General features: G+C 66.1%; 15 protein-coding genes. 8 read left to right on the forward strand and 7 right to left on the reverse strand.

From position 1 onward, the window contains the following. The first annotated feature begins 32 nt into the window (after positions 1-32). From ACN8ZM_RS24105 to ACN8ZM_RS24130, 6 genes are all read left to right on the forward strand, one after another. The gene (locus ACN8ZM_RS24105) at positions 33-800 is read left to right on the forward strand and encodes an NTP transferase domain-containing protein (RefSeq protein WP_043183304.1); all 768 of its coding nucleotides are present in this window, start codon (positions 33-35) and stop codon (positions 798-800) included. Continuing rightward, positions 797-2,485: a phosphoenolpyruvate mutase gene (gene aepX / locus ACN8ZM_RS24110; RefSeq protein WP_043183303.1), complete on the forward strand. Its 1,689-nt coding sequence runs from the start codon at positions 797-799 to the stop codon at positions 2,483-2,485. Before ACN8ZM_RS24105 ends, aepX begins: the two co-directional genes overlap by 4 nt. Further along, positions 2,482-3,663 carry a phosphonopyruvate decarboxylase gene (gene aepY, locus ACN8ZM_RS24115; protein WP_043183302.1) on the forward strand — a complete coding sequence of 394 codons (1,182 nt, stop codon included), beginning with the start codon at positions 2,482-2,484 and terminating at the stop codon, positions 3,661-3,663. The genes aepX and aepY overlap by 4 nt, the downstream gene beginning before the upstream one ends. Next, positions 3,663-4,727 carry a 2-aminoethylphosphonate aminotransferase gene (locus tag ACN8ZM_RS24120; protein ID WP_420212585.1) on the forward strand — a complete coding sequence of 355 codons (1,065 nt, stop codon included), beginning with the start codon at positions 3,663-3,665 and terminating at the stop codon, positions 4,725-4,727. The genes aepY and ACN8ZM_RS24120 overlap by 1 nt, the downstream gene beginning before the upstream one ends. 658 nt (positions 4,728-5,385) lie before the next feature. After that, positions 5,386-6,297, forward strand: coding sequence for a toll/interleukin-1 receptor domain-containing protein (locus tag ACN8ZM_RS24125; protein ID WP_420212586.1), 912 nt, complete (start codon positions 5,386-5,388; stop codon positions 6,295-6,297). A gap of 178 nt (positions 6,298-6,475) precedes the next feature. Further along, a complete protein-coding gene (locus ACN8ZM_RS24130) occupies positions 6,476-7,291 on the forward strand; it encodes a multidrug ABC transporter ATPase (protein ID WP_420212665.1) in 816 nt (271 codons plus the stop codon). A 36-nt stretch (positions 7,292-7,327) separates the two neighbouring features. On the opposite strand, the gene ACN8ZM_RS24135 is transcribed toward ACN8ZM_RS24130, so the two are convergent. Beyond that, positions 7,328-8,479 (reverse strand): acyltransferase family protein, encoded by a 1,152-nt coding sequence (locus ACN8ZM_RS24135; protein WP_420212587.1) that lies wholly within the window; start codon positions 8,477-8,479, stop codon positions 7,328-7,330. Positions 8,480-8,800: 321 nt separating this feature from the next. Between ACN8ZM_RS24135 and pip the strand changes: the two genes are divergently transcribed. Together pip and ACN8ZM_RS24145 are read left to right on the forward strand one after the other, a co-directional pair. Continuing rightward, complete coding sequence (gene pip / locus ACN8ZM_RS24140; RefSeq protein ID WP_420212588.1) at positions 8,801-9,739, forward strand: prolyl aminopeptidase; 939 nt, start codon at positions 8,801-8,803, stop codon at positions 9,737-9,739. Between the two features lie 139 nt (positions 9,740-9,878). After that, on the forward strand, positions 9,879-10,811 hold the full coding sequence (locus ACN8ZM_RS24145) for an alpha/beta fold hydrolase (RefSeq protein WP_420212589.1): 933 nt from the start codon (positions 9,879-9,881) through the stop codon (positions 10,809-10,811). Between the two features lie 130 nt (positions 10,812-10,941). Here ACN8ZM_RS24145 and ACN8ZM_RS24150 read toward each other — a convergent pair whose 3' ends face one another. From ACN8ZM_RS24150 to ACN8ZM_RS24175, 6 genes are all read right to left on the reverse strand, one after another. Then, on the reverse strand, positions 10,942-11,214 hold the full coding sequence (locus tag ACN8ZM_RS24150; RefSeq protein ID WP_205823210.1) for a hypothetical protein: 273 nt from the start codon (positions 11,212-11,214) through the stop codon (positions 10,942-10,944). A 185-nt stretch (positions 11,215-11,399) separates the two neighbouring features. After that, complete coding sequence (locus tag ACN8ZM_RS24155; protein ID WP_420212590.1) at positions 11,400-12,449, reverse strand: transglutaminase family protein; 1,050 nt, start codon at positions 12,447-12,449, stop codon at positions 11,400-11,402. Next, entirely contained in the window at positions 12,443-15,049 is a 2,607-nt protein-coding gene (locus ACN8ZM_RS24160; RefSeq protein WP_420212666.1) for a circularly permuted type 2 ATP-grasp protein, read from the reverse strand. The genes ACN8ZM_RS24155 and ACN8ZM_RS24160 overlap by 7 nt, the downstream gene beginning before the upstream one ends. Positions 15,050-15,263: 214 nt before the next feature. Then, positions 15,264-18,677: a DUF2126 domain-containing protein gene (locus ACN8ZM_RS24165; protein ID WP_420212591.1), complete on the reverse strand. Its 3,414-nt coding sequence runs from the start codon at positions 18,675-18,677 to the stop codon at positions 15,264-15,266. 96 nt (positions 18,678-18,773) lie between these two features. Then, on the reverse strand, positions 18,774-19,757 hold the full coding sequence (locus tag ACN8ZM_RS24170) for a transglutaminase family protein (protein ID WP_089453220.1): 984 nt from the start codon (positions 19,755-19,757) through the stop codon (positions 18,774-18,776). Between the two features lie 8 nt (positions 19,758-19,765). Beyond that, the gene (locus ACN8ZM_RS24175; protein ID WP_043183282.1) at positions 19,766-20,707 is read right to left on the reverse strand and encodes an alpha-E domain-containing protein; all 942 of its coding nucleotides are present in this window, start codon (positions 20,705-20,707) and stop codon (positions 19,766-19,768) included. Positions 20,708-20,721 lie beyond the last annotated feature (14 nt).

A 20,721-nucleotide genomic window follows, 5' to 3' on the forward strand; every position in this document is an offset into this window, starting at 1 on the left:
TCAGATCCGCCGGCTTTTTGGTTGGAGAACCCATGCGAGCCATCATTCTTGCGGCAGGCCTCGGCTTGCGCCTGCAACAACCGCCCGAGGCGCAGTTCCCGAAGTGCCTGCTGCGCTTCGACGACGTTTCGCTGCTCGAGCGGCATCTGCGCGTGCTCGACGCCGCGGGCGTCGACGAGATCGTGCTCGGGCTGGGCTTCCAGCACGAGAAGGTCGAGCAGGAATTGAAGCGCCTCGGCCGCCAGGCCGAGATCGTGATCAACGACCGCTACGACCTCGGCAGCGTGCTGACCGTGCATACCGTCGCCGATGCGATGACGCGCGGCGGCGACGTGCTGCTGATGGACGCCGACGTGCTGTATGACGAGAACATCCTGCATGCGCTGGTGGCCGATCCCGACAAGGCGGTCGACCGCCTGCTGATCGATCGCGACTTCGAGGCCGGCGACGAACCCGTCAAGCTGTGCCTGAAGAACGGCGTGCCGGTCGAGTTGCGCAAGCAGCTCGCGGTCGACCTCGAATACGACACGATCGGCGAATCGGTCGGCTTCTTCCGCTTCACGGAAGGCACCGCGCGCCGCCTCGCGACGATCGTCGCGGGCTACGTCGACAGCGGCCGCGCGAACATGCCGCACGAGGAAGCCGTGCGCGACCTGCTGCTCGAAGGCGGTCATTCGTTCGACGTCGCCGACGTCACCGGCTCGCCGTGGATCGAGATCGACTTCCCGAACGACGTCGCACGCGCCACGCAAGACATTCTCCCCCTGATTCAACGTACTACCGCAGGAGCTGCACGATGAATGCACGCGAACCCAACTTCTCCGAATCGCGCAGCGCACGCCTGCGCCGCATGCTCGTCAGCAACGAACTCGAATTCCTGATGGAAGCGCACAACGGCCTGTCCGCGCGGATCGTCCGCGAGGCCGGCTTCAAGGGGATCTGGGCATCGGGCCTCGCGATCTCCGCGCAGTTCGGCGTGCGCGACAACAACGAGGCGAGCTGGACCCAGGTCGTCGACGTGCTCGAATTCATGGCCGACGCGAGCGACCTGCCGATCCTGCTCGACGGCGACACCGGCTACGGCAACTTCAACAACGTGCGCCGCCTCGTCAAGAAGCTCGAGCAGCGCGGCATCGCGGGCGTCTGTATCGAGGACAAGCAGTTCCCGAAGACCAACAGCTTCATCGGCGGCGAGCGCCAGCCGCTCGCGGAAATCGACGAGTTCTGCGGCAAGATCAAGGCCGGCAAGGATTCGCAGAGCGATCCCGACTTCTCGATCGTCGCGCGCGTCGAAGCGCTGATCGCGGGCTGGGGGATGGACGAGGCGCTGCGCCGCGCGAACGCGTATGCGGAAGCCGGCGCGGACGCGATCCTGATCCACAGCAAGCTGTCGCGCCCGGACGAAATCCTGCAGTTCGCGCGCGAATGGAGCGGCAAGGCGCCGCTCGTGATCGTGCCGACCAAGTACTACAGCACGCCGACCGACGTGTTCCGCCAGGCCGGCATCAGCACCGTGATCTGGGCGAACCACCTGATCCGTGCGTCGGCATCCGCGATGCAGGCGACCGCACGCGAGATCCACGAGAGCGAAACGCTGATCAACGTCGAAGACCGCGTCGCATCGGTCAACGAAATCTTCCGCCTGCAGGACGCCGACGAATACTCGGCGGCCGAGCGCATCTACCTGTCGTCGTCGTCGCGCGCGTCGAACGCGGCGATCGTGCTCGCCGCGAGCCGCGGCAAGGGCCTCGAGGCCGTGACCGAAGACAAGCCGAAGGTCATGCTGCCGGTCGCCGGCAAGCCGCTGCTGCGCTGGCTCGTCGACGGCTTCAAGACGCACGGCGTGAACGACATCACCGTGGTCGGCGGCTATCGCGCCGACGCGATCGACACGTCGGGCATCAAGCTCGTCGTCAACGAACGCCATGCGCAGACGGGCGAACTCGCGTCGCTCGCTTGCGCGGCCGAACGCCTGACCGGCGACACCGTGATCTCGTACGGCGACCTGCTGTTCCGCAGCTACATCGTGCGCGACCTCGCGGAAAGCGAAGCCGAGTTCAGCGTGGTGGTCGATTCGTCGCTGACCGAGCCGACCAACCAGAGCGTGCGCGATTTCGCGCTCTGCTCGGCGGCCGACGACCGCGGCCTGTTCGGCCAGAAGACCTACCTGCAACGCGTGTCGAGCGACGTCGCCGCAGGCACGCCGCACGGCCGCTGGATCGGCCTGCTGAACGTGCGCGGCGCCGGTGTCGACCGCCTGAAGGCGATGCTCGCGACGCTGCAGGCGCGCGACGATTTCGACACGCTCGACATCCCGGCGCTGCTCAACGAACTGATCGCCGCCGGCGAGAAGATCGAGGTGCAGTACGTGCACGGCCACTGGCGCGGTGTGAACGATCTCGAAGACTTCCGCCGCGCGGGCGACTTCGCGCACGGCCAGACGCCGCTGTCGCAACCGGGCGCCCGTAACGGGGGCGCGCAATGATCGAAGCGGCCCAGTTCGTCGAGGCCGCGCGCGAGCGCGGTTTCGACTGGTACGCGGGCGTGCCCTGCTCGTACCTGACGCCGTTCATCAATTACGTGCTGCAGGACCCGACGCTGCATTACGTGTCGGCCGCGAACGAAGGCGACGCGGTCGCGCTGATCGCGGGCGCGACGCTCGGCGGCAAGCGCGGCATTGCGATGATGCAGAACTCGGGGCTCGGCAACGCGGTGAGCCCGCTCACGTCGCTCACGTGGACGTTCCGCCTGCCGCAACTGCTGATCGTCACGTGGCGCGGCCAGCCGGGCGTGGCCGACGAGCCGCAGCACGCGCTGATGGGGCCGATCACGCCCGCGATGCTCGACACGATGGAGATCCCGTGGGAGACGTTCCCGACCGACCCCGAACAGGTCGGCCCGGCACTCGACCGCGCGATCGCGCACATGGACGCGACGGGCCGCCCGTACGCGCTCGTGATGCAGAAAGGCAGCGTCGCGCCGTATGAACTGAAGGCCAACCCGGCCGCGCAGCCGCGCGCGCATGTCGCCGCGCAAGCGTCGTCGCGCGCCGCGTCGGCCGACACCTGGCCGTCCCGCCAGGACGCGCTGCAGCGCGTGATCGCGCACACGCCAGTCGATTCGACCGTCGTGCTCGCGTCGACCGGCTTCTGCGGCCGCGAACTCTACGCCATCGACGATCGCCCGAACCAGCTGTACATGGTCGGCTCGATGGGCTGCGTGACGCCGCTCGCGCTCGGCCTCGCGCTCGCGCGCCCCGACCTGCGCGTGGTCGCGGTCGACGGCGACGGCGCCGCGCTGATGCGCATGGGCGTGTTCGCGACGCTCGGCACCTACGGCCCGGCCAACCTCACGCACGTGCTGCTCGACAACGGCGCGCACGAATCGACGGGCGGCCAGGCGACGGTGTCGCAACATGTTTCGTTCGCGGGTGTGGCTGCCGCGTGCGGGTATGCGTCGGCGGTCGAAGGTGACACGCTCGACGTGCTCGATACGGCACTTGCTTCGTCGGCCGAGGGTGCGCAATTCGTGCGTGTCGCGATCCGCACCGGCGTGCCCGACGGCCTGCCCCGCCCGACCGTCACGCCGGTCGAGGTCAAGAATCGTCTGATGCGGCACATCGGCGCCGCGCAGACCGAAGCCCACGTTGAAGGAGCCCATTGATGCTGCTGCTGAACCCCGGCCCGGTCACGCTCACCGAACGCGTGCGCCGCAGCCTGCTGCAACCTGACCTGTGCCATCGCGAAAGCGAATTCTTCGATCTGCAGGATGAAGCGCGTCAGCGTCTCGTCGCCGCATATGAACTCGATCCGGCTGAGTGGACGGCCGTGCTGATGACCGGTTCGGGTACGGCCGCTGTCGAAAGCATGATCGCGGCGCTCGTGCCGAAGGACGGCAAGCTTCTCGTGATCGAGAATGGTGTGTATGGCGAGCGGATCACGCAGATCGCGACGCAGTACGGGATCGCGCACGATGTGCTCAAGCATGAGTGGATGCAGGCGCCCGATCTCGCGCAGATCGGTGCGCGACTCGATGCGGGCGGTTACTCGCACGTCGCCGTGATTCATCATGAAACGACGACGGGTCGCCTGAACGATCTCGGGGCGATTGCCGAGGTGTGCCGTGCGCGCGGCGTGAAAATGCTCGTTGATGGCGTGAGCAGCTTTGGTGCGGAAGCGATCGATTTCGCCGGCGGCGACATCGACGCGGTCGCCGCGACCGCGAACAAGTGCCTGCACGGCGTGCCGGGCGCAGCGTTCGTGATCGTGCGCCGCAGCGCGCTCGCGAAGGCGGCGAGCCGTACCTACTACCTCGATCTCGGCCGTCTCGCGAAGCTGCAGGATCAGCGGAATACGCCGTTCACGCCTTCCGTGCACGCGTATTACGCGCTCGTCGAGGCGCTGCGCGAGTTTGATGAGGCTGGCGGCTGGCGTGCGCGGCATGCGCATTACAAGGCGCTGGCTGATCAGGCGCAAGCCGGGCTTGCCGCGCGCGGGATGCCGCTGGTGCTGGCGGAAGGTGAATCGTCGGTTGTGCTTCGTGCTTATCGGTTGCCGCAGGGTGTGACGTACGAAACGCTGCACGACGGGTTGAAGGCACGTGGCTTCGTGATCTACGCGGGGCAAGGCGGGTTGTCGAAGGAGCTGTTCCGGATTTCGACGATGGGCGCGATTCAAGCGGCTGATGTTGATCGGTTGCTGGAAGGGTTTACTGCGCTGACGCGGTAAGCGCCTGACTCCTTCGTCTACGAAAGGCCCGCAAGGGCCTTTTTTATTCTTTGCGGATTTTTCGGAAACACGGAGACACATTGTCGGTGTTCGGTCAAATGCAGTCAGTCGACACGAACGCCGACATCAACGAGAATCGATCAGAATCGCCCTCGACATCCTCCGCAACCACGCGAACCAAGCTCCGTGATGAAATCCCCTTCAATAGTCAAGCCACTTGAGGGTTCGCTGGCAGAGTTTGTATCGAGCAACGACTCTGCTCGAGAAGTCGTGATGGCCGGATTGCGATGGCCAACCCCATATTGGTGCGACCTCGCGATCTGTTGGTTGGAGCAAGGTCCAGCTGTCGACGACGAAATAAGCGAGTTGTTGAGGGAAATTTCAGAGAGTCGACGTTTCTCACAGAGTCTGCGGCATCGCGCATTTGCGTTACTCGTACGAGCCACGAGGAACAGGAGCACTGGGTAATCAGTCGATTTCGACAGTGACGAAGGTTGGCTCTTGGTCAGCTACGACCTACGGTGTCGGGCGACAGTCGGTCAAAAACGGATAGTCGACGCCGTAGGAAAAATCGCTGACAATCGTTGTCAAGTCTTCGTCAGTGACATCTTGACGTAGAAAGTTGCACATGTTATTTAAAATTTGAAAACGACATGCTATGGCCACAATCCGACAATATTACGAAACCGATTTCGACTATTGCCTGAGAATCAAAGTTAGATATGATTTTGGTGGTGAGTCACTTGAAGGATGCCTCTTATACGATGCATCTGCGCAATCCGCGTTTATTTCATTTTACCTACCAAACACTGCACGCGCATTCGTAGATTTTCAAAAACTTCTTTCCTCGCTCAATTACGGGAAAACTCAATTCAACTTAGACGGCGGAATTACCCTCCCTTCTGCCAAACAATTTCCCGGTAAACTTCACGTTGAAAATAGTCAGCCCCTTTCGATTCGCTATCAATTTTTTGGCGATCCATCTTGGAAGGACCTGCTATCGATACACACGAGCAAGCGAGTATTCCTTTATTCAGAAACGAATCTATCTCAATCCGATATTGACCAACTTCAAACTGAGGCAAAAACTATGGACCACGACTTGCAATTCCGATCTGATGAATATTCGTCGCGTCGCAGTCAGTTTGAGAAACCGCAAGCATTCGTTAGTCACGACTCCCGAGACAAAGAATCGATTGCCAGACCTATTGCATTAAATTTACAAAGAAAAATGTGCCCGGTTTGGTACGACGAATTTTCGCTGAAGCTCGGCGAAAACTTGCGGCAAAGTATCGAAAAAGGTTTGAAGGAGTGTCAAAAGTGCGTTTTGATCTTGAGCCCACATTTTTTCGCCAATACCGGTTGGGGGAAAAGAGAATTTGACTCCATATTCACTCGTGAAATTCTTGAAGAGAAGGGACTTGTGTTGCCTATCTGGTGTGGAGTCACTAAGAAGGAGGTCTATGATTACAGCCCAAGCCTCCTAAATGTCAAGGGAGTTGACTGGAATGCACTGGGCGAGGATGAGGTTTGCAGGCAGATTTATCTCGCCGTCAACTCCGCGGCATGATTGATCATTTCATTGTCAATGTGATTGAAATTGTACAGGCCATTTTGCTTACGTCCGCTTGTCAAAACGGTCAATGTCCGCTTCGGGTCGCGGATTCAACCGGTCGATGCAACAGATTGATCGAACCGCTGGGCCGGCATTCAAGAAAACCCGTGAAAAGCCCTTTTCAATCTTAACCATGAGAATCCTTCGCTTCGCCCCGCTGCTAGTACTCACTGCCCCCGCCGCTCATGCCACCGACAACCCGACTTGTGACGACGCAACCGTCGCCGCAGTCGCCCGCTGGGCCGGCATCACGAACTCACGCCTTGCCGCGCGCGACACGAACCGGCTCGTCGTGGCATCGGCATGCAAGGTCATGCCGAACGCGCCGGAGACGACGATCGTGGCCGCCGCGTTCGACTCGCTTCCGAAAAGCAAGAACCCGGACGAAAGCAACAAGCTGCAGGTCGTCGCGCTCGTTGAAGGCGGCAAGGTCGTGGCGGCGGAAAAGTCGGTGGTCCAGGAAGATGCGGCGACGCAGATTGGCGAGAACAGCTATCGCATCGATACGGCTCCGTACCGACTGTCTCCCGATGTGCGAGCATTCGGCGTCGTATTCAGCAGCACCGCGCACGGACCGAGCTGTCCTGATGCCTACATGGAAAACGAACTGACCCTGTGGATTCGCGACGGTGCTCACATCCGCCCCGTGTTTGGGACCAATCTCAATGGCTGGGTCGCCACCACCGGCACTGCCTGCGGCCCCGATACCAGCGACCTGCGCAGCGAATCTGCCCGCATGACGATTGCTGTCGAGAAGACGTCGCACAACGGCTTTGCGGACCCGTCGATTACGGCACACGTGATGAACGCGGACAGCGACGACGACAAACAACCGGACGCAGGAAAACGCACCGTGCGCACGGTCGTCAAATACGATGGCAAATCATACGGAAGCGATATGTACCGGGACTTCTGGTATTCACCTGTCTCGATGAAGCGATTCAAGTAACGGCAAGCGAGGCTGCGGTGACGCTGCCCCGCCCGCCTACTCCACCACCTTCGCCCCGATCGCATCGCCCGACGCCGGAATCCGCAGTGCCTCATCGCGTACACGCCGAATCTCGCGCGCCGAATAGCGATCCTTCAACCGCAGGAACGGTTTCTCGACCAGGAAGTAACTGGCCGTCGCGGCCATCAGCGCCCATACGATCCCGAGCGGAAACGCGTGCGGCACCGCCAGATCGGGATTCGCGAACGGCTGCTGCCACAGATAGAGGCTAAACGAGATCGTGCCGACAAACACGACCGGCCGCGCGCGCAACCATCGCACGCACCAGAACTCGCTGCGGAAATTCAGCACGACGATCACGATCGCGATCAATGCGGCTTCGAGCGTCACGCCATACGTCGCATTCCAGAAGCCGCCGAGCCGATGTTCGGCGAGCGGCATCCCGAACAGCACGATCAAGACGATCGCCGTCACGATGCGCGTCTCGCCACGCCACGTGCGAATCCACGCTTCGAGCCGTTCGCGGTTGAGCGACGCATAGCAGCCGATCAGGATCGGATCGACGCCAGTGTGAAGCATCATCCCGAGTTGCCCGCGCAGCGCAGGCGCAACGAAGTACGTGACCGCGCGCACGAGCGGCACGATCAGGATCAACGCGGCCAGCCAGCGCGTGCCGCGGCGGCGCATGCCATACACGAACAGCAGCGGCCAGAACCAGTAGAACTGTTCCTCGAGCGCGAGTGACCAGAAATGGCCGAGATACCACGCGCCGTCCGGATGCAGCGTGTTGTCGCCGGTCAGCCCGAACCACGCCGAGTAATTCCACAGGTGCAGCGCCGCATACAGCCACTGCCGGCGGTCGACGTCGAACCAGCCGGCGAAGGCCACGATCGCGACCGCCGCTAGATAGACGTAGCAGGCCGGCCAGATCCGCAGCGCGCGGCGCACGTAGAACGACGTCAGCGCGATGCCGCCCGTGCGCGCGAACTCGGCGCGCAATACGTTGGTGATCAGGAAACCGCTGAGGACGAAGAAGATCAGCACGCCGAGCCGGCCGTCGGCGATCAGCCGCAACGGCGCGTACCAGCCCGTGTAGCCGCCGGGCAGCACGTGCTCGGCATGTCCGACTACAACCATCGCGACCGCGACGGCGCGCAACCCGGTCAACTGCGTGACGCGATGGTTCATCGGCTGGTTTCCGTTGGCACGGTGGATGGGCAGCAGACCGGCGCCCCCGCTTCGGCACGCCGATATGCCGCCGGGATTTTGTATGAAAAATATCGGAATGAAATTGCGCCAAAAATCCCCGGGCCGATACCGGCGACCGCACACGCCGCCACGCGCCGACATCCGGGACGGCGAATGGGCATAATGACAAGCCTTGTCCGGCGGCGGCCGGTCCGATGCCAACACAACGATTTTTGCGGCGGCGCAATATCCGTAGTCCCCCGCCCGCTCACCGGCCCGCGCCTCGTCCGCCCCCTGTCGACCCTTACCCGGAGCCTGCCTGTGTACCCACCGATCGAACCCTACGCCCACGGCCACCTCGACACCGGCGACGGCCATCGCATCTACTGGGAGCGCTGCGGCAACCCGGCCGGCAAGCCCGCCGTGTTCCTGCACGGCGGCCCCGGCGCCGGCTGCAGCCCCGACCATCGCCGCCTGTTCGATCCCGAGCGCTACGACATCCTGCTGTTCGACCAGCGCGGCTGCGGGCGCTCGACGCCGCATGCCAGCCTCGAGAACAACACGACGTGGCATCTGGTCGCCGATATCGAACGCCTGCGCGAGATGGTCGGCGCGGAAAAGTGGCTCGTGTTCGGCGGCTCGTGGGGCAGCGCGCTGTCGATCGCATACGCGGAAACGCACCCCGAGCGCGTGACCGCGCTGGTCGTGCGCGGCATCTTCACGATGCGTCGCGCGGAATTGCTGTGGTACTACCAGGAAGGCGCATCGTGGCTGTTCCCCGACCTGTGGGAAGCCTTCCTTGCACCGATTCCGGAAGCCGAGTGCGGCGACCTGATGGCCGCCTACCATCGCCGGCTGACCGGTGACGACGAAGCGGCGAAGCTCGAAGCCGCGCGCGCGTGGAGCATCTGGGAGGGCCGCACGATCACGCTGCTGCCCGACCCCGCACTGGCCGCGCACTTCGCGGACGGTCACTACGCCCTTGCATTCGCGCGGATCGAGAACCACTACTTCGTGAACAAGGGCTTCGTCGAAGAAGGCCAACTGCTGCGCGACGCGCATCGCCTCGCCGGCATTCCGGGGGTGATCGTGCAAGGTCGCTATGACGTCGCGACACCCGCGCGTACCGCATGGGAGCTGTCGAAGGCATGGCCGGACGCGACGTTCGAGATCGTGCCCGGCGCCGGGCATGCGTACAACGAGCCGGGGATCCTGGAAGCGCTGATCGCCGCGACAGACCGGTTCGCGAACCAGGACTAGGACACGCCCTCAGGCAACGCCGCCGGCGAGCAGATCGACCTGACTCGAGCCCTCCAACCCTTGCGCCGGCCGGACCTGCCGTGCCCGGGAAGTTGGAGGCCGTGCGGTCATCGCGCGGCGCGGCGCGTTGTCGGATCGCATGCTCACCGAGCAATCTTTCCTTACCGAAGGCCGATTCATGGCAATGAGCTTGACGGAACCCCGTCGCGAGAATCTCGAACACCCTGCTGTCGAATCGCTTGCCGTGCGGGTGAACGGCTTGCGCATTCATACGAAAGTGGCCGGAGCCGGCCGTGCCGTCGTGCTGCTGCACGGCTGGCCGCAAACGTCGTACGCATGGCGCAAGCTCGTCCCGTTGCTTGCGCCTCACTGCAAAGTCATTGCCCCGGATCTACGCGGATTCGGCCACTCCAGCAAACCCGCGACAGGCTATGACAAGAAAACCGTCGCAGGCGACATCGCCGCATTGCTGCATGCGCTGCAGATCGACCAGGCGTGCATCGTCGGACACGATATGGGCGGCCAGGTAGGCTACGCGTTCGCCGCACTGTATCCGCAACTCACGGAGCAGTTCGTGTTCATCGAGAGCGGCCTGCCAGGCTTCGGCCAGGAAAAGGCGATGAACGTGGCCACCGGCGGCAGCTGGCACTTCGGCTTCAATATGGCAGGCGACATTTCCGAAGAGTTGGTCCGCGGCCGTGAGGCGCTGTTTGTCCGTCACTTTGTCCGGCGCGACACGGTCGGCACCGTGGATCCCGAGTCCATCACGGAAGCCGACATCGACGTCTACGCGACGGCGCTCACGCAGCCCGGCGCCCTGCGTGCGAGCTTCAGCTACTACCGCACGCTCCTCGTGGATCTCGACGACAACAAGACGCTCGGAGAAAAGAAACTCGAGATGCCGGTCCTCGCCATCGGATGCGAATTCGGGTACGGCGAAGGGTCGAAGGCCACCATGGAGAAGGTTGCGTCCAATGTGCGCGGAGTCGTGCTGCGCGCTTCCGGCCACTATCCGGCCGAAGAGCAGCCGGAACAGCTTGCGTCCGCCCTGCTCGATTTTCTCGCGCAATGATCGACCGGGCGCGATTCACGCGGGTCCTTGTGCCTGCATTCGCCCGATGATGCCCGCCTATTGCCGGTGTCGCCAGGCCGTGCCGTCAATCCGCGACAAGGGTGCGCGGATTGATCTGACTCAGGCGCGTTCACAGCGCGGTTTCGACGATCGTCCTGCCGCTGATTGCCCGCTCGACGAGCTGTTCGTCGCCGACCTTGCGGATCGCATCGTCGAGCAGTCCTTCCGGCGCCTCGGTCGCCACCTTCAGCAAGCCCGACAGGCCGCGCGCATCGAGTACCACCAGCGTCTCCATCGAATCCGCACGGCTCACGAGCACGCGGCGCCACGCCGGCCCCGCGCCGAAGCTCGCGCAGAGCGCAATCGTGTCGCTGCCGAGCGTGTAGTCGAAGTTTTTGATCATGATCCGCCGCCGTTGCAAGGGAATGGCGATGCGCGACGGTGCGGTGCCGTGACGTCGACGCACCCGCGCGTGCCGCCGGGGTCCCGGATCGAGTCCGATCCGTTTGCCGGCATGACCATGCTAGGCGTGCAGTATTAACGAAGACTTAAACGGCATTCGCGCAGGCACGCGGCATGCCGCATACGTCAGGGCGCGTCGAGCGGCTCCACCGTCACCCCGACCTTCAGCTCCTGATCCGCGCCGCCACCGCGGATCACGCCGCGCAGCGGTGTCACGTCCGCATAGTCGCGACCGATCGACAGCATCACGTAGTCGTCGCCCGGCGCGCGATCGTTGGTCGGGTCGAGCTGCAGCCAGCCGTTGTCCTCGGGCCACGCCGGGTCGTACACCTCGACCCACGCATGCGACGCGTCGGCGCCGATCAGCCGCGGCTGCCCGGGTGGCGGCTGCGTGAGCAGATAGCCGCTCACGTAACGCGCGGCGAGCCCAAGCGAGCGCAGCGCGCCGATCATCACGTGCGCGAAATCCTGGCACACGCCCTTGCGCAAGCGCAGCGCATCGAGCGCCGACGTCGTGATGTCGGTGCTGTTCGGCGTATACGCAAAATCGGCATGCACGCGCCGCATCAGCTCCCACGCGGCCTGCACGAGCGGCCGTTGCGGCGTGAAGCTCGCGGCCGCATACGCGGCGAGCTCGGGATCGCACGCGACATGCGGCGACGTGAACACGAATTCGCTCGCCGCGTCGTAAGGCTGCCCCGCGCGGAACCGCAAGCGGTCGCGCACGGCTTCCCATGCAGTCGCCTGTTTCGCGTCGGGTTTCGCGATGGCGGGCGGCGGTTCGCCGCGCGCACCGAGCGACCACACGGGCGGCGTCACGCGTACCGTGCTGCGGCTGCGCACGAGCAGCGCGTCATGCGGCTGGTTCAACGCAAACGATGCGCGCGCGTTGCCGAATGCATCGATCTCGGTCCCGACCGATTCCGGCGCGGGATCGATGTCGAGCGCGAACGACAGCACCTGCTGGCGCGGCGTGACGAGCGGTTGCAGGCGCGCCTGGTGCTGCGCCGATTCGACGCGCGCCGCGTAACGGTATTCGGTATCGTGCGTGACGCGCAGCAACCGGCCGCGCGTCACGTCTGCCATCGCGGATGCCGTCGCAGATGCCGGTGCCGATGCGTTTCGCGCATTCCCGGAACCGGGTGGCACTTTCGCCGCGCCTTTCGTCGTCACCATAACGTCCTGCCCGCCTCGCGCACGTGGCTGAAATAGCGCTCGCCGATCCGGTTCGACAGTTCCCAGACCGCCTTCGCCGTCGTATCGAGTGCATCGAGCAGCTTGTCGTGCCGGCCGCCGTCGCCGGTCTCGCACAGCTCGTGCAGCGACCACGCCGGGACGTCGGGAATCGTCTCGGCCAGCTCGGACAGCGCATAGCCTTCGCTGCGCTCGACCTTCGTCAACCGGCCACGCAGCGCCTGCACGACCCAGCCGAGCGAACGCGGGTTGTCGGTATCGAGCACGACGAGCGACAGCAGCGGCGCGACGTCGAAGCCGCGCTGGAACCGCGAACGGAACGTGATCGTGCTGTCGAACAGCTCCAGCACGAGCTCGAAACCGTCCTGCCGGTGCACGGCGCCTTCGTCGAACGCAAACCTCAGCACGCTGCACAGGAAATCCAGCCGGTCGATCTGCCGGCCGATCGACAGCAACCGCCAGCCGTCGTCGCGTGTCATGTTGTCGGTCTGCGCGCCGGTGATCGCGCCGAGCAGCAGACCGAGGCGCGCCAGCAGCTGCAGCGCCTCGTTGCCGATCTGCTCCTCGGCTTCCGGCTGGCCCGCACTGTCTGCGAACAGCTGGGTCGCGTCGTCGATCAGCCGCCACTGATCACTCGACAGCCGTTCGCGAATCGCGGCGGCCGCGCCACGCATCCCGAACAGGCAGGACGCGATGCCCGACGTGCGATCCGCGCCGCGCGTCAGCGACGTCGCGAGCGCGTGCTGGAACGCACGCGGCGCATCGACGGCGTTCGGCGCATCGGCCGCGATCAGGCCCGTGTCACGGCACAGCGTGTCGAGCAGTTCCAGGTGCGCGGGGCTGTCGACGTCGTCCTCGCCGCGCAGCCGTTCGAGCGCCGCCCGCGCGAGCCGCATCAGGTTGGTCGCACGCTCGGTGTAACGGCCGAGCCAGAACAGGTTCTCGGCCGCCCGGCTCGCGATCGCGCGCGGCCGCTCGACGAGATCGTCGGGGCCGAGGTGCGTCTGCAGCAGCGTCGTCGAATCGACGATGCCTTCGGTCATCACCCATGTATCGACGGTGCTGCCGCCGCGCGGCATCGGCGCGTTGAACAGCGTATCGCGCGTACCGACCCGCGACAGCCCGCCCGGCAGGAGCCGCCAGCGCTGCGCGCCGTCGGCGAGCGCGAACACGCGCAGCAGCAGCGGCTTCGGCACGATGCGCGCGCCGCCGTTGCCGTCGGGAGCGTCCTGGCGCGGCCAGGTCGGCGCCTGCGACAGCGGCAGGTCGGCCTGCACCGTGTAGTGCTCGGGCCGCGCGAGGATCCGCGCGCGCCACTCGGCCAGTTGCGCCTGCGTGAGCCGCGCGCCGATCACCGGCTCGAACGGGCCGCCGGCCTGGACGTCGGGTGGATAGGATGCCTTGACGATGCCGCGCGCGAGCTGCGGCAGCGCGTCGTCGCACGCGGCCGCCTCACCGCACCACCACGAATGCACGGCCGGCAGGGTCAGCGTTTCGCCGAGCAGCCCTTCCGCGAGACGCGGCATGAAGCCGAGCATCGCCGGCGATTCGAGGAAGCCCGAACCCGGCGCGTTCGCGAGCAGCACGTTGCCCGCGCGCACGGCCTGCAGCAGACCCGGCACGCCGAGCATCGAATCGGGCCGCAGTTCGAGCGGATCGAGCCATGCGTCGTCGACGCGTCGCAAGATGCCGTGCACGGGTTCGAGCCCGCGCAGCGTCTTCAGGAAGACGCGGTTGTCGCGCGCGGTCAGGTCGCCGCCTTCGACGAGCGTGAGGCCGAGGTAGCGCGCGAGATACGCGTGCTCGAAATACGTCGCGCTGTGCGGCCCCGGTGTAAGCAGCACGATCCGCGAATTCTTGCGGGCCGGGCTGAGCGCCTGCATGCTCTGCAGCAGCGCGCGGTACGCGGACGCGAGCCGCTGCACGCGCAGCCCGCGAAACCCGCGCGGAAAGAGCCGCGACACGATCAGCCGGTTTTCGAGCAGGTAGCCCAGGCCGGCCGCGCCCTGCGTGTGCTGCGCGACGATCCGCCACTGCCCGTCCGGGCCGCGCGCGAGATCGAACGCGACGACGTGCAGCCAGGTATCGCCCGGCACGCGCGCGCCGCGCATCGCGCGCAGGTAGCCGGGATGCCCGTTGACGAGCGCGGGCGGCAGCAGCCCGCGCGCGAGGATCGTCTGCGGGCCGTACAGGTCGGCCAGCGTCGCGTTGAGCAGCCGCACGCGCTGCAGCACGCCGCGCTCGATCGCGACCCAGTCCTCGGGCGTGACGATCAGCGGCAGCAGGTCCAGCGACCACGGGCCGGCCGCGCCGTCGCCGGCGCGCTGCTCGTGCAGTTGATAGAACAGGCCGTTCTCGCGCATGCGCCGGTACAGCGCGTCGGCGCGGCGATCGAGATCGGCCACGCCGTCGCTGCCGATCGACGTGAAGAAGCTGCGCCACGCGGGCGCGAGCGCAGGCGCGTTCAGGCCGGCCGCGCTGCCGCGCAGTTCGTCGTAACGGCCGGCGGCGGCCGGCGCCGCGAGCGCGGCGGCCAGTTCGGCGGCGTCCGGCTGCGCGCCGGTATCGAAAAGCGTGGGCATCGCGTCGGGGGCGGCGAGATGATCGGTGTCAGTGGGCGGCACGGTGTCGTTCCGTCGTCAGGGCGCGGCTGCGCACGCGCGCCGCCACCCGGGCGGCGGGCCGCGGCGCGCGGCCGCAATCTGCCCGCATCCTAGCATTCCGGCGGGGCCGCCAGCGACCGCCGCACCCGGGTGTCGCGAACCGCGCATCGTCGCCCGTCCTGTCATCGTCCGGTCACGGCCGCCGCAGGTCGAGCGTGAACGGGAATTCGCGGCTCGGCGCGGCAGCCGCGACATCCATCCGTCCCGGCGTATGCCCCATCTCGACGAAGCGTGCGAGCCGGCGGCTTTCGGCCTCGTACGCATTGACCGGGAACGTCGCGTAGTTGCGCCCGCCCGGATGCGCGACGTGATAGCGGCAGCCGCCGAGCGAGCGCTGCAGCCACGTATCGACAACGTCGAACGTGAGCGGCGCGTGCACGCCGAGGGTCGGATGCAGCGCGGACGGCGGCGACCACGCCTTGTAACGCACGCCCGCGACGTATTCGCCGACGGTGCCGGTCGGCTGCAGCGGCAGTGCGCGGCCGTTGACCGTCACGACGTGCCGGTTGTCGTTCAGCCCCGTCACGCGTACTTCGAGCCGTTCGACCGACGAATCGACGTAGCGCACGTTGCCGCCGGGCGCGCCCTCCTCGCCCATCACGTGCCACGGTTCCAGCGCGCCGCGCAGCGACAGCTGCATGCCGTTCACCGCGATCTGGCCGAACAGCGGGAAGCGGAATTCGAAGTGCGGCGCGAACCATGCCGGATCGAACGCGAAGCCGGCGTCGCGCAGTTCGGCCAGCACGTCGTCGAAATCCATCTGAAGAAACGCGGGCAGCATGAAACGGTCATGCAGCGCGGTACCCCAGCGCGTGAGCGGCGTCGTGTACGGCGTGGCCCAGAAACGCCCGACCAGCGCGCGCAGCAGCAGTTGCTGCACGATGCTCATCCGCGCATGCGGCGGCATCTCGAACGCGCGCAGTTCGAGCAGGCCGAGCCGGCCGGTCGACGAATCGGGCGAATACAGCTTGTCGATACAGAACTCACTGCGGTGCGTGTTGCCGGTCACGTCGATCAGCAGGTTGCGCAACACGCGGTCGACGAGCCACGGCGGCATGTCCTGCCCGAACAGCAGCTTGTTGCGCTGGATCTCCGCGAACGCGATGTCGAGCTCGTAGAGCTGGTCGTTGCGCGCCTCGTCGACGCGCGGCGCCTGGCTCGTCGGCCCGATGAAGAGCCCCGAGAACAGGTACGACAGCGACGGATGGTTGTGCCAGTACGCGATCAGGCTCGCCAGGAGATCCGGGCGGCGCAGGAACGGGCTGTCGGCCGGCGTCGCGCCGCCGAGCACGAAGTGATTGCCGCCGCCCGTGCCGACGTGACGGCCGTCGACCATGAACTTCTCGCTGCACAGCCGCGACTGCCACGCGGCGTCGTACAGGAATTCGGTGTGATCGACCAGCTCGTCGAAATTCGCGGCCGGATGGATGTTCACCTCGATCACGCCTGGATCGGGCGTCACCTGCAGCAGCTTCAGCCGCGCGTCGCGCGGCGGCGGATAGCCTTCGAGCACGAGCTTCACGCCGAGCGCGTGCGCGGTCAGCTCGATCGCGCCGAGCAGGTCGAGATAATCCTCGAGCGCGGCAAGCGGCGGCATGAACAGGTACAGGATGCCGTTGCGCACTTCGACGCACAGCGCGGTGCGCGTGATCCACGCCGCCGATTCGAAGCGCTCGGGGAGGCGACTCGGGTCGCGCGCGGCCGGCCGCCCTTTTCCGGCCGTGCCGTCGTCGCGCCACTGCATCACGGTCTGCGCGGCCGCCTCGCGATGCACGCCGGACAGGTAGCGCGGCGCATCGGCCGGGCCCGCGTAGCGCGCGCGGATCGCGGCGGCGTCCGGCAGCACGTCGCGCGGCGCGAACGGATCGCGCTCGACGAGGTACGGGTAGTCGGCGCGGCTCGCCCACGGCAGCGAATCGAGCGGCAGCCGATAGCCCATCGGCGAATCGCCGGGCATCAGGTACATCCGCTCGTCGCGGAAGAACCACGGGCCCGTCTGCCAGCGCGGGCCGTCGAGGCCCGGCGCATCGTCTGCACGCTTGACCGGCAGCACATAGCCGACCACGCAGTCGAGCTGCTGCTCGAACACCTTGCGCAGCCGCGCGCGTTCGAGCTCGTCGTCGAGACGCGAGTCGAACGGGTCGACGTTGACCGGCAGCCGGCGCTCGCGCCACAGGTAGTACCAGACGTCCTCGTAGCCGGGCCGGATGAATTCGCCGGTCAGGTTCAGCCGCGCGGCCAGCGCGTCGATGAAGCGCTTCGCGTCGTCGGTCGTATAAGCGGACGGCTCGCGCTCGTCGGCGAACAGCGACGGATCGTGCCACACCGGCTGGCCATCGGCCCGCCAGAAGATCGACAGCGCCCAGCGCGGCAGTTGCTCGCCCGGATACCACTTGCCCTGCCCGAAATGCAGGAAGCCGCCGTCGCCGTATTCGGCGCGCAGCCGCTGCACGAGCTCGGTTGCGTAGCCGCGCTTGGTCGGGCCGAGCGCGTCGGTGTTCCACTCGGCGCCGTCGCGATCGTCGATCGACACGAAGGTCGGCTCGCCGCCCTGCGTGAGCCGCACGTCGCCAGCTGCCAGCGCGCCGTCGACCTGCGTGCCGAGCGCCAGCACGGCGTCCCATTGCACGTCCGTATACGGCTTCGTCACGCGCGGCGATTCGTACACGCGCGTCACGCTCATCTCGTGCTCGAACGATACCTCGCACTCGTCGATCAGCCCCTCGACCGGCGCCGCGCTGGTCGGCTGCGGCGTGCAGGCCAGCGGAATGTGGCCCTCGCCGGCGAGCAGGCCCGAGGTCGGGTCGAAGCCGATCCAGCCGGCGCCCGGCAGATACACCTCGCACCACGCGTGCAGGTCAGTGAAGTCGACCGACGTGCCGCTCGGGCCGTCGAGCGACTTCACGTCGGGCGTGAGCTGGATCAGGTAGCCCGACACGAAACGCGCGGCGATGCCGAGGTGGCGGCACAGCTGCACGAGCAGCCATGCGCTGTCGCGGCACGAGCCCGACGCGAGTTCGAGCGTCTGCTCGGGCGTCTGCACGCCCGGCTCCATCCGCACGAGATAGCCGATGTCGCGCTGCAGTTGCTGGTTCAGCGCGACGAGGAAATTCACGGTGCCGGCCGGCGTGAGGTCGACACCGTCGAGATACGTGCGGAACAGTTGCGACGCGCTCGTCTGCGGGTCGCACACAAGATACGGCGCGAGCTCGGTCTTCAACGCGTCGTCATAGCTGAACGGGTATTGCTCCGCGCTCGCTTCGAGGAAGAAGTCGAACGGGTTGTACACCGACATCTCGGCGACGAGATCGATCGTGATCTCGAAGTGCTCGGTGCGCTCCGGAAACACGAGCCGCGCGAGATAGTTCGAGAACGGGTCCTGCTGCCAGTTGATGAAGTGCTGCGCGGGTTCGACCGTCATCGAATACGCAAGGATCGGCGTCCGGCAGTGCGGCGCGGGCCGCAGCCGCACGACCTGCGGGCCGAGGTTGACGAGCCGGTCGTAGCGATAGCGGGTGGTGTGATGCAGCGCGACGTGGATGGACATGGGAGCTCGGTTCGGGTTGGGCCCGCCGCGCGCCGCGTCGCGCTCGATGCGACGCGGTGGCCCGGCCTGGCGGATTCGGCGAAAGCGTGCGTCGGGTCAGACGAGTTCCGGCGTCTGCACGACGCTGATCTCGACGCCGACGGCCGTCGCGCCGAGCCCCGTCACCGGCTGCGCGTCGCGATAGTCGAGGCCGACCGCGATGCGCACGTAGCGCTCGTCCGGGCAGCGATTCATGAACGGATCGAACCCGACCCAGCCGAGCCCTTCGACATAGGCCTCGGCCCACGCATGGCCGGCCGGCTGCTGCATCAGCCCGGCCGCTTGCGGCTGCGCACCGTGCGCCGGCTGCGGCATCCCCTGCGACTGCGATTGCGCGGCATGCGACGCGCCGAGCACCTGCTGCATGCCCTCGCCGCTTTGCAGCGCGAGCGCTTCTTCCTCCTCGTTGTCGCCCGCGTTCTGCTTCGCGTCGGCAATGCGCTGCATCGCGCTGTCTGCCAGCACGTAGCCCGAGATATAGCGCGCGGGAATCTTCAGCACGCGCGCGGCTGCGATGAACGCATGCGCATGATCGCGGCTCGTGCCCTCGCCGCTCTGCAGCGCGGTTTCCGCATCGACGGGCGCTTCGGCGGCCAGGTTCGGCGCATACGCGATGCGGTCGTGCACTTCCGTCATCAGCCAGTGCAGTGCATCGAGGCTGTGCGGCTCGATCGGCAGCGCTTGCGCGAGTGCGCGAACGGTGTCGCCCGCCTTCGTGAGCGCCGTTTCGCGCTCGAAGATCCACGGCGGCGCATAGCCTTCAGGATGACCGAGTATGCCCGCGCGGTCCTGCGTCTCGACGACGCCGGCCGCGATGACGACGATCTCGGCCTTCGCGCCGCGGTCGTGCCGCACGAGGTCGATCCGGTTGCCGAGCCCGTCGGCATAGGACAGCGTCGGCTCGACGCCGTCGATCGTGACCTGCCACGCGCGCACCGTCTGCCCGGGGCCCGACTGCGGACGCAGCCGCAGCCGTTGCAGCGCATGGGTGGCTTGATCGTCGAACTGATAACGCGAGATGTGTCGGATGGCGAGTCGCATGGCAAGTCTCAGTCGAAGTTGTAAGCCTGGGCGATTTCGAGCCCGAGGCTGTTGTTGCGGCCGATGAAGTCGGTCAGGAACTCGTGCAGGCCGCTCTTGAAGATCCGCTCGACCGAGGTGTCGGACAGCATCTGCAGGATCTTCGCGGCCGTGTCGTGACACGGATGTGTCACGCCGTAATCCTTCGCGAGCAGGTTCAGGCTCGACACGACACGCCCGTAGCAATAGCGCAGCGAGCGCGGCATGCGGCCGTTCAGGATCAGGTAGTCGGCGATGTTCATCGGCTTGTACTGCACGTCGTACACCCAGCGGTACGAACGGTGCGCGGCGACGCAGCGCAGGATGGTCTCCCACTGGTAGTTGTCGAGGATCGTGCCGACGTGCGACACCGACGGCAGCAGCAGGTGGTATTTGACGTCGATGATCCGTGCGGTGTTGTCCGCGCGCTCGACGAACGCGCCGATCTGCGCAAAATCGAAGATCTCGTTGCGCAGCATCGTGCTGTAGAAGCTGCCGAGGATCAGCGCGGTTTCGCGTTTCACCTGGTCGAGCACGGCCGGCAGCTCGCTCTCCGGCACCGGCTGCGCGAGCGCGCGGCGCAGCGCGAGCCACGCGCCGTTCACGCTCTCCCACGCCTCGCGCGTGAGCGCCGTGCGCACCATCCGCGCATTCGAGCGCGCGGCCTCGATGCACGACAGCACGCTCGACGGGTTGTCGCGGTCGCGCAGCAGGTAGTCGGTCACGGTATCGGCCGCATACGCGTCGTATTTCTGCCGGTAGCCGTCGTCCGTGCCCGAGCTGACGAGCACCGACGACCATTCGGCCGGCGCGTCGGACGTGCGCGTGAGCGCCATCCGCAGCCCGGCATCGACGATGCGCGCGATGTTCTCCGCGCGCTCGATATAGCGGTACATCCAGTAGAGACCGCTTGCAGTACGTCCCAGAAGCATCTCGTGTCCACTCC

Source organism: Burkholderia aenigmatica (genome assembly GCF_048627025.1).
Lineage (GTDB): Bacteria > Pseudomonadota > Gammaproteobacteria > Burkholderiales > Burkholderiaceae > Burkholderia > Burkholderia aenigmatica.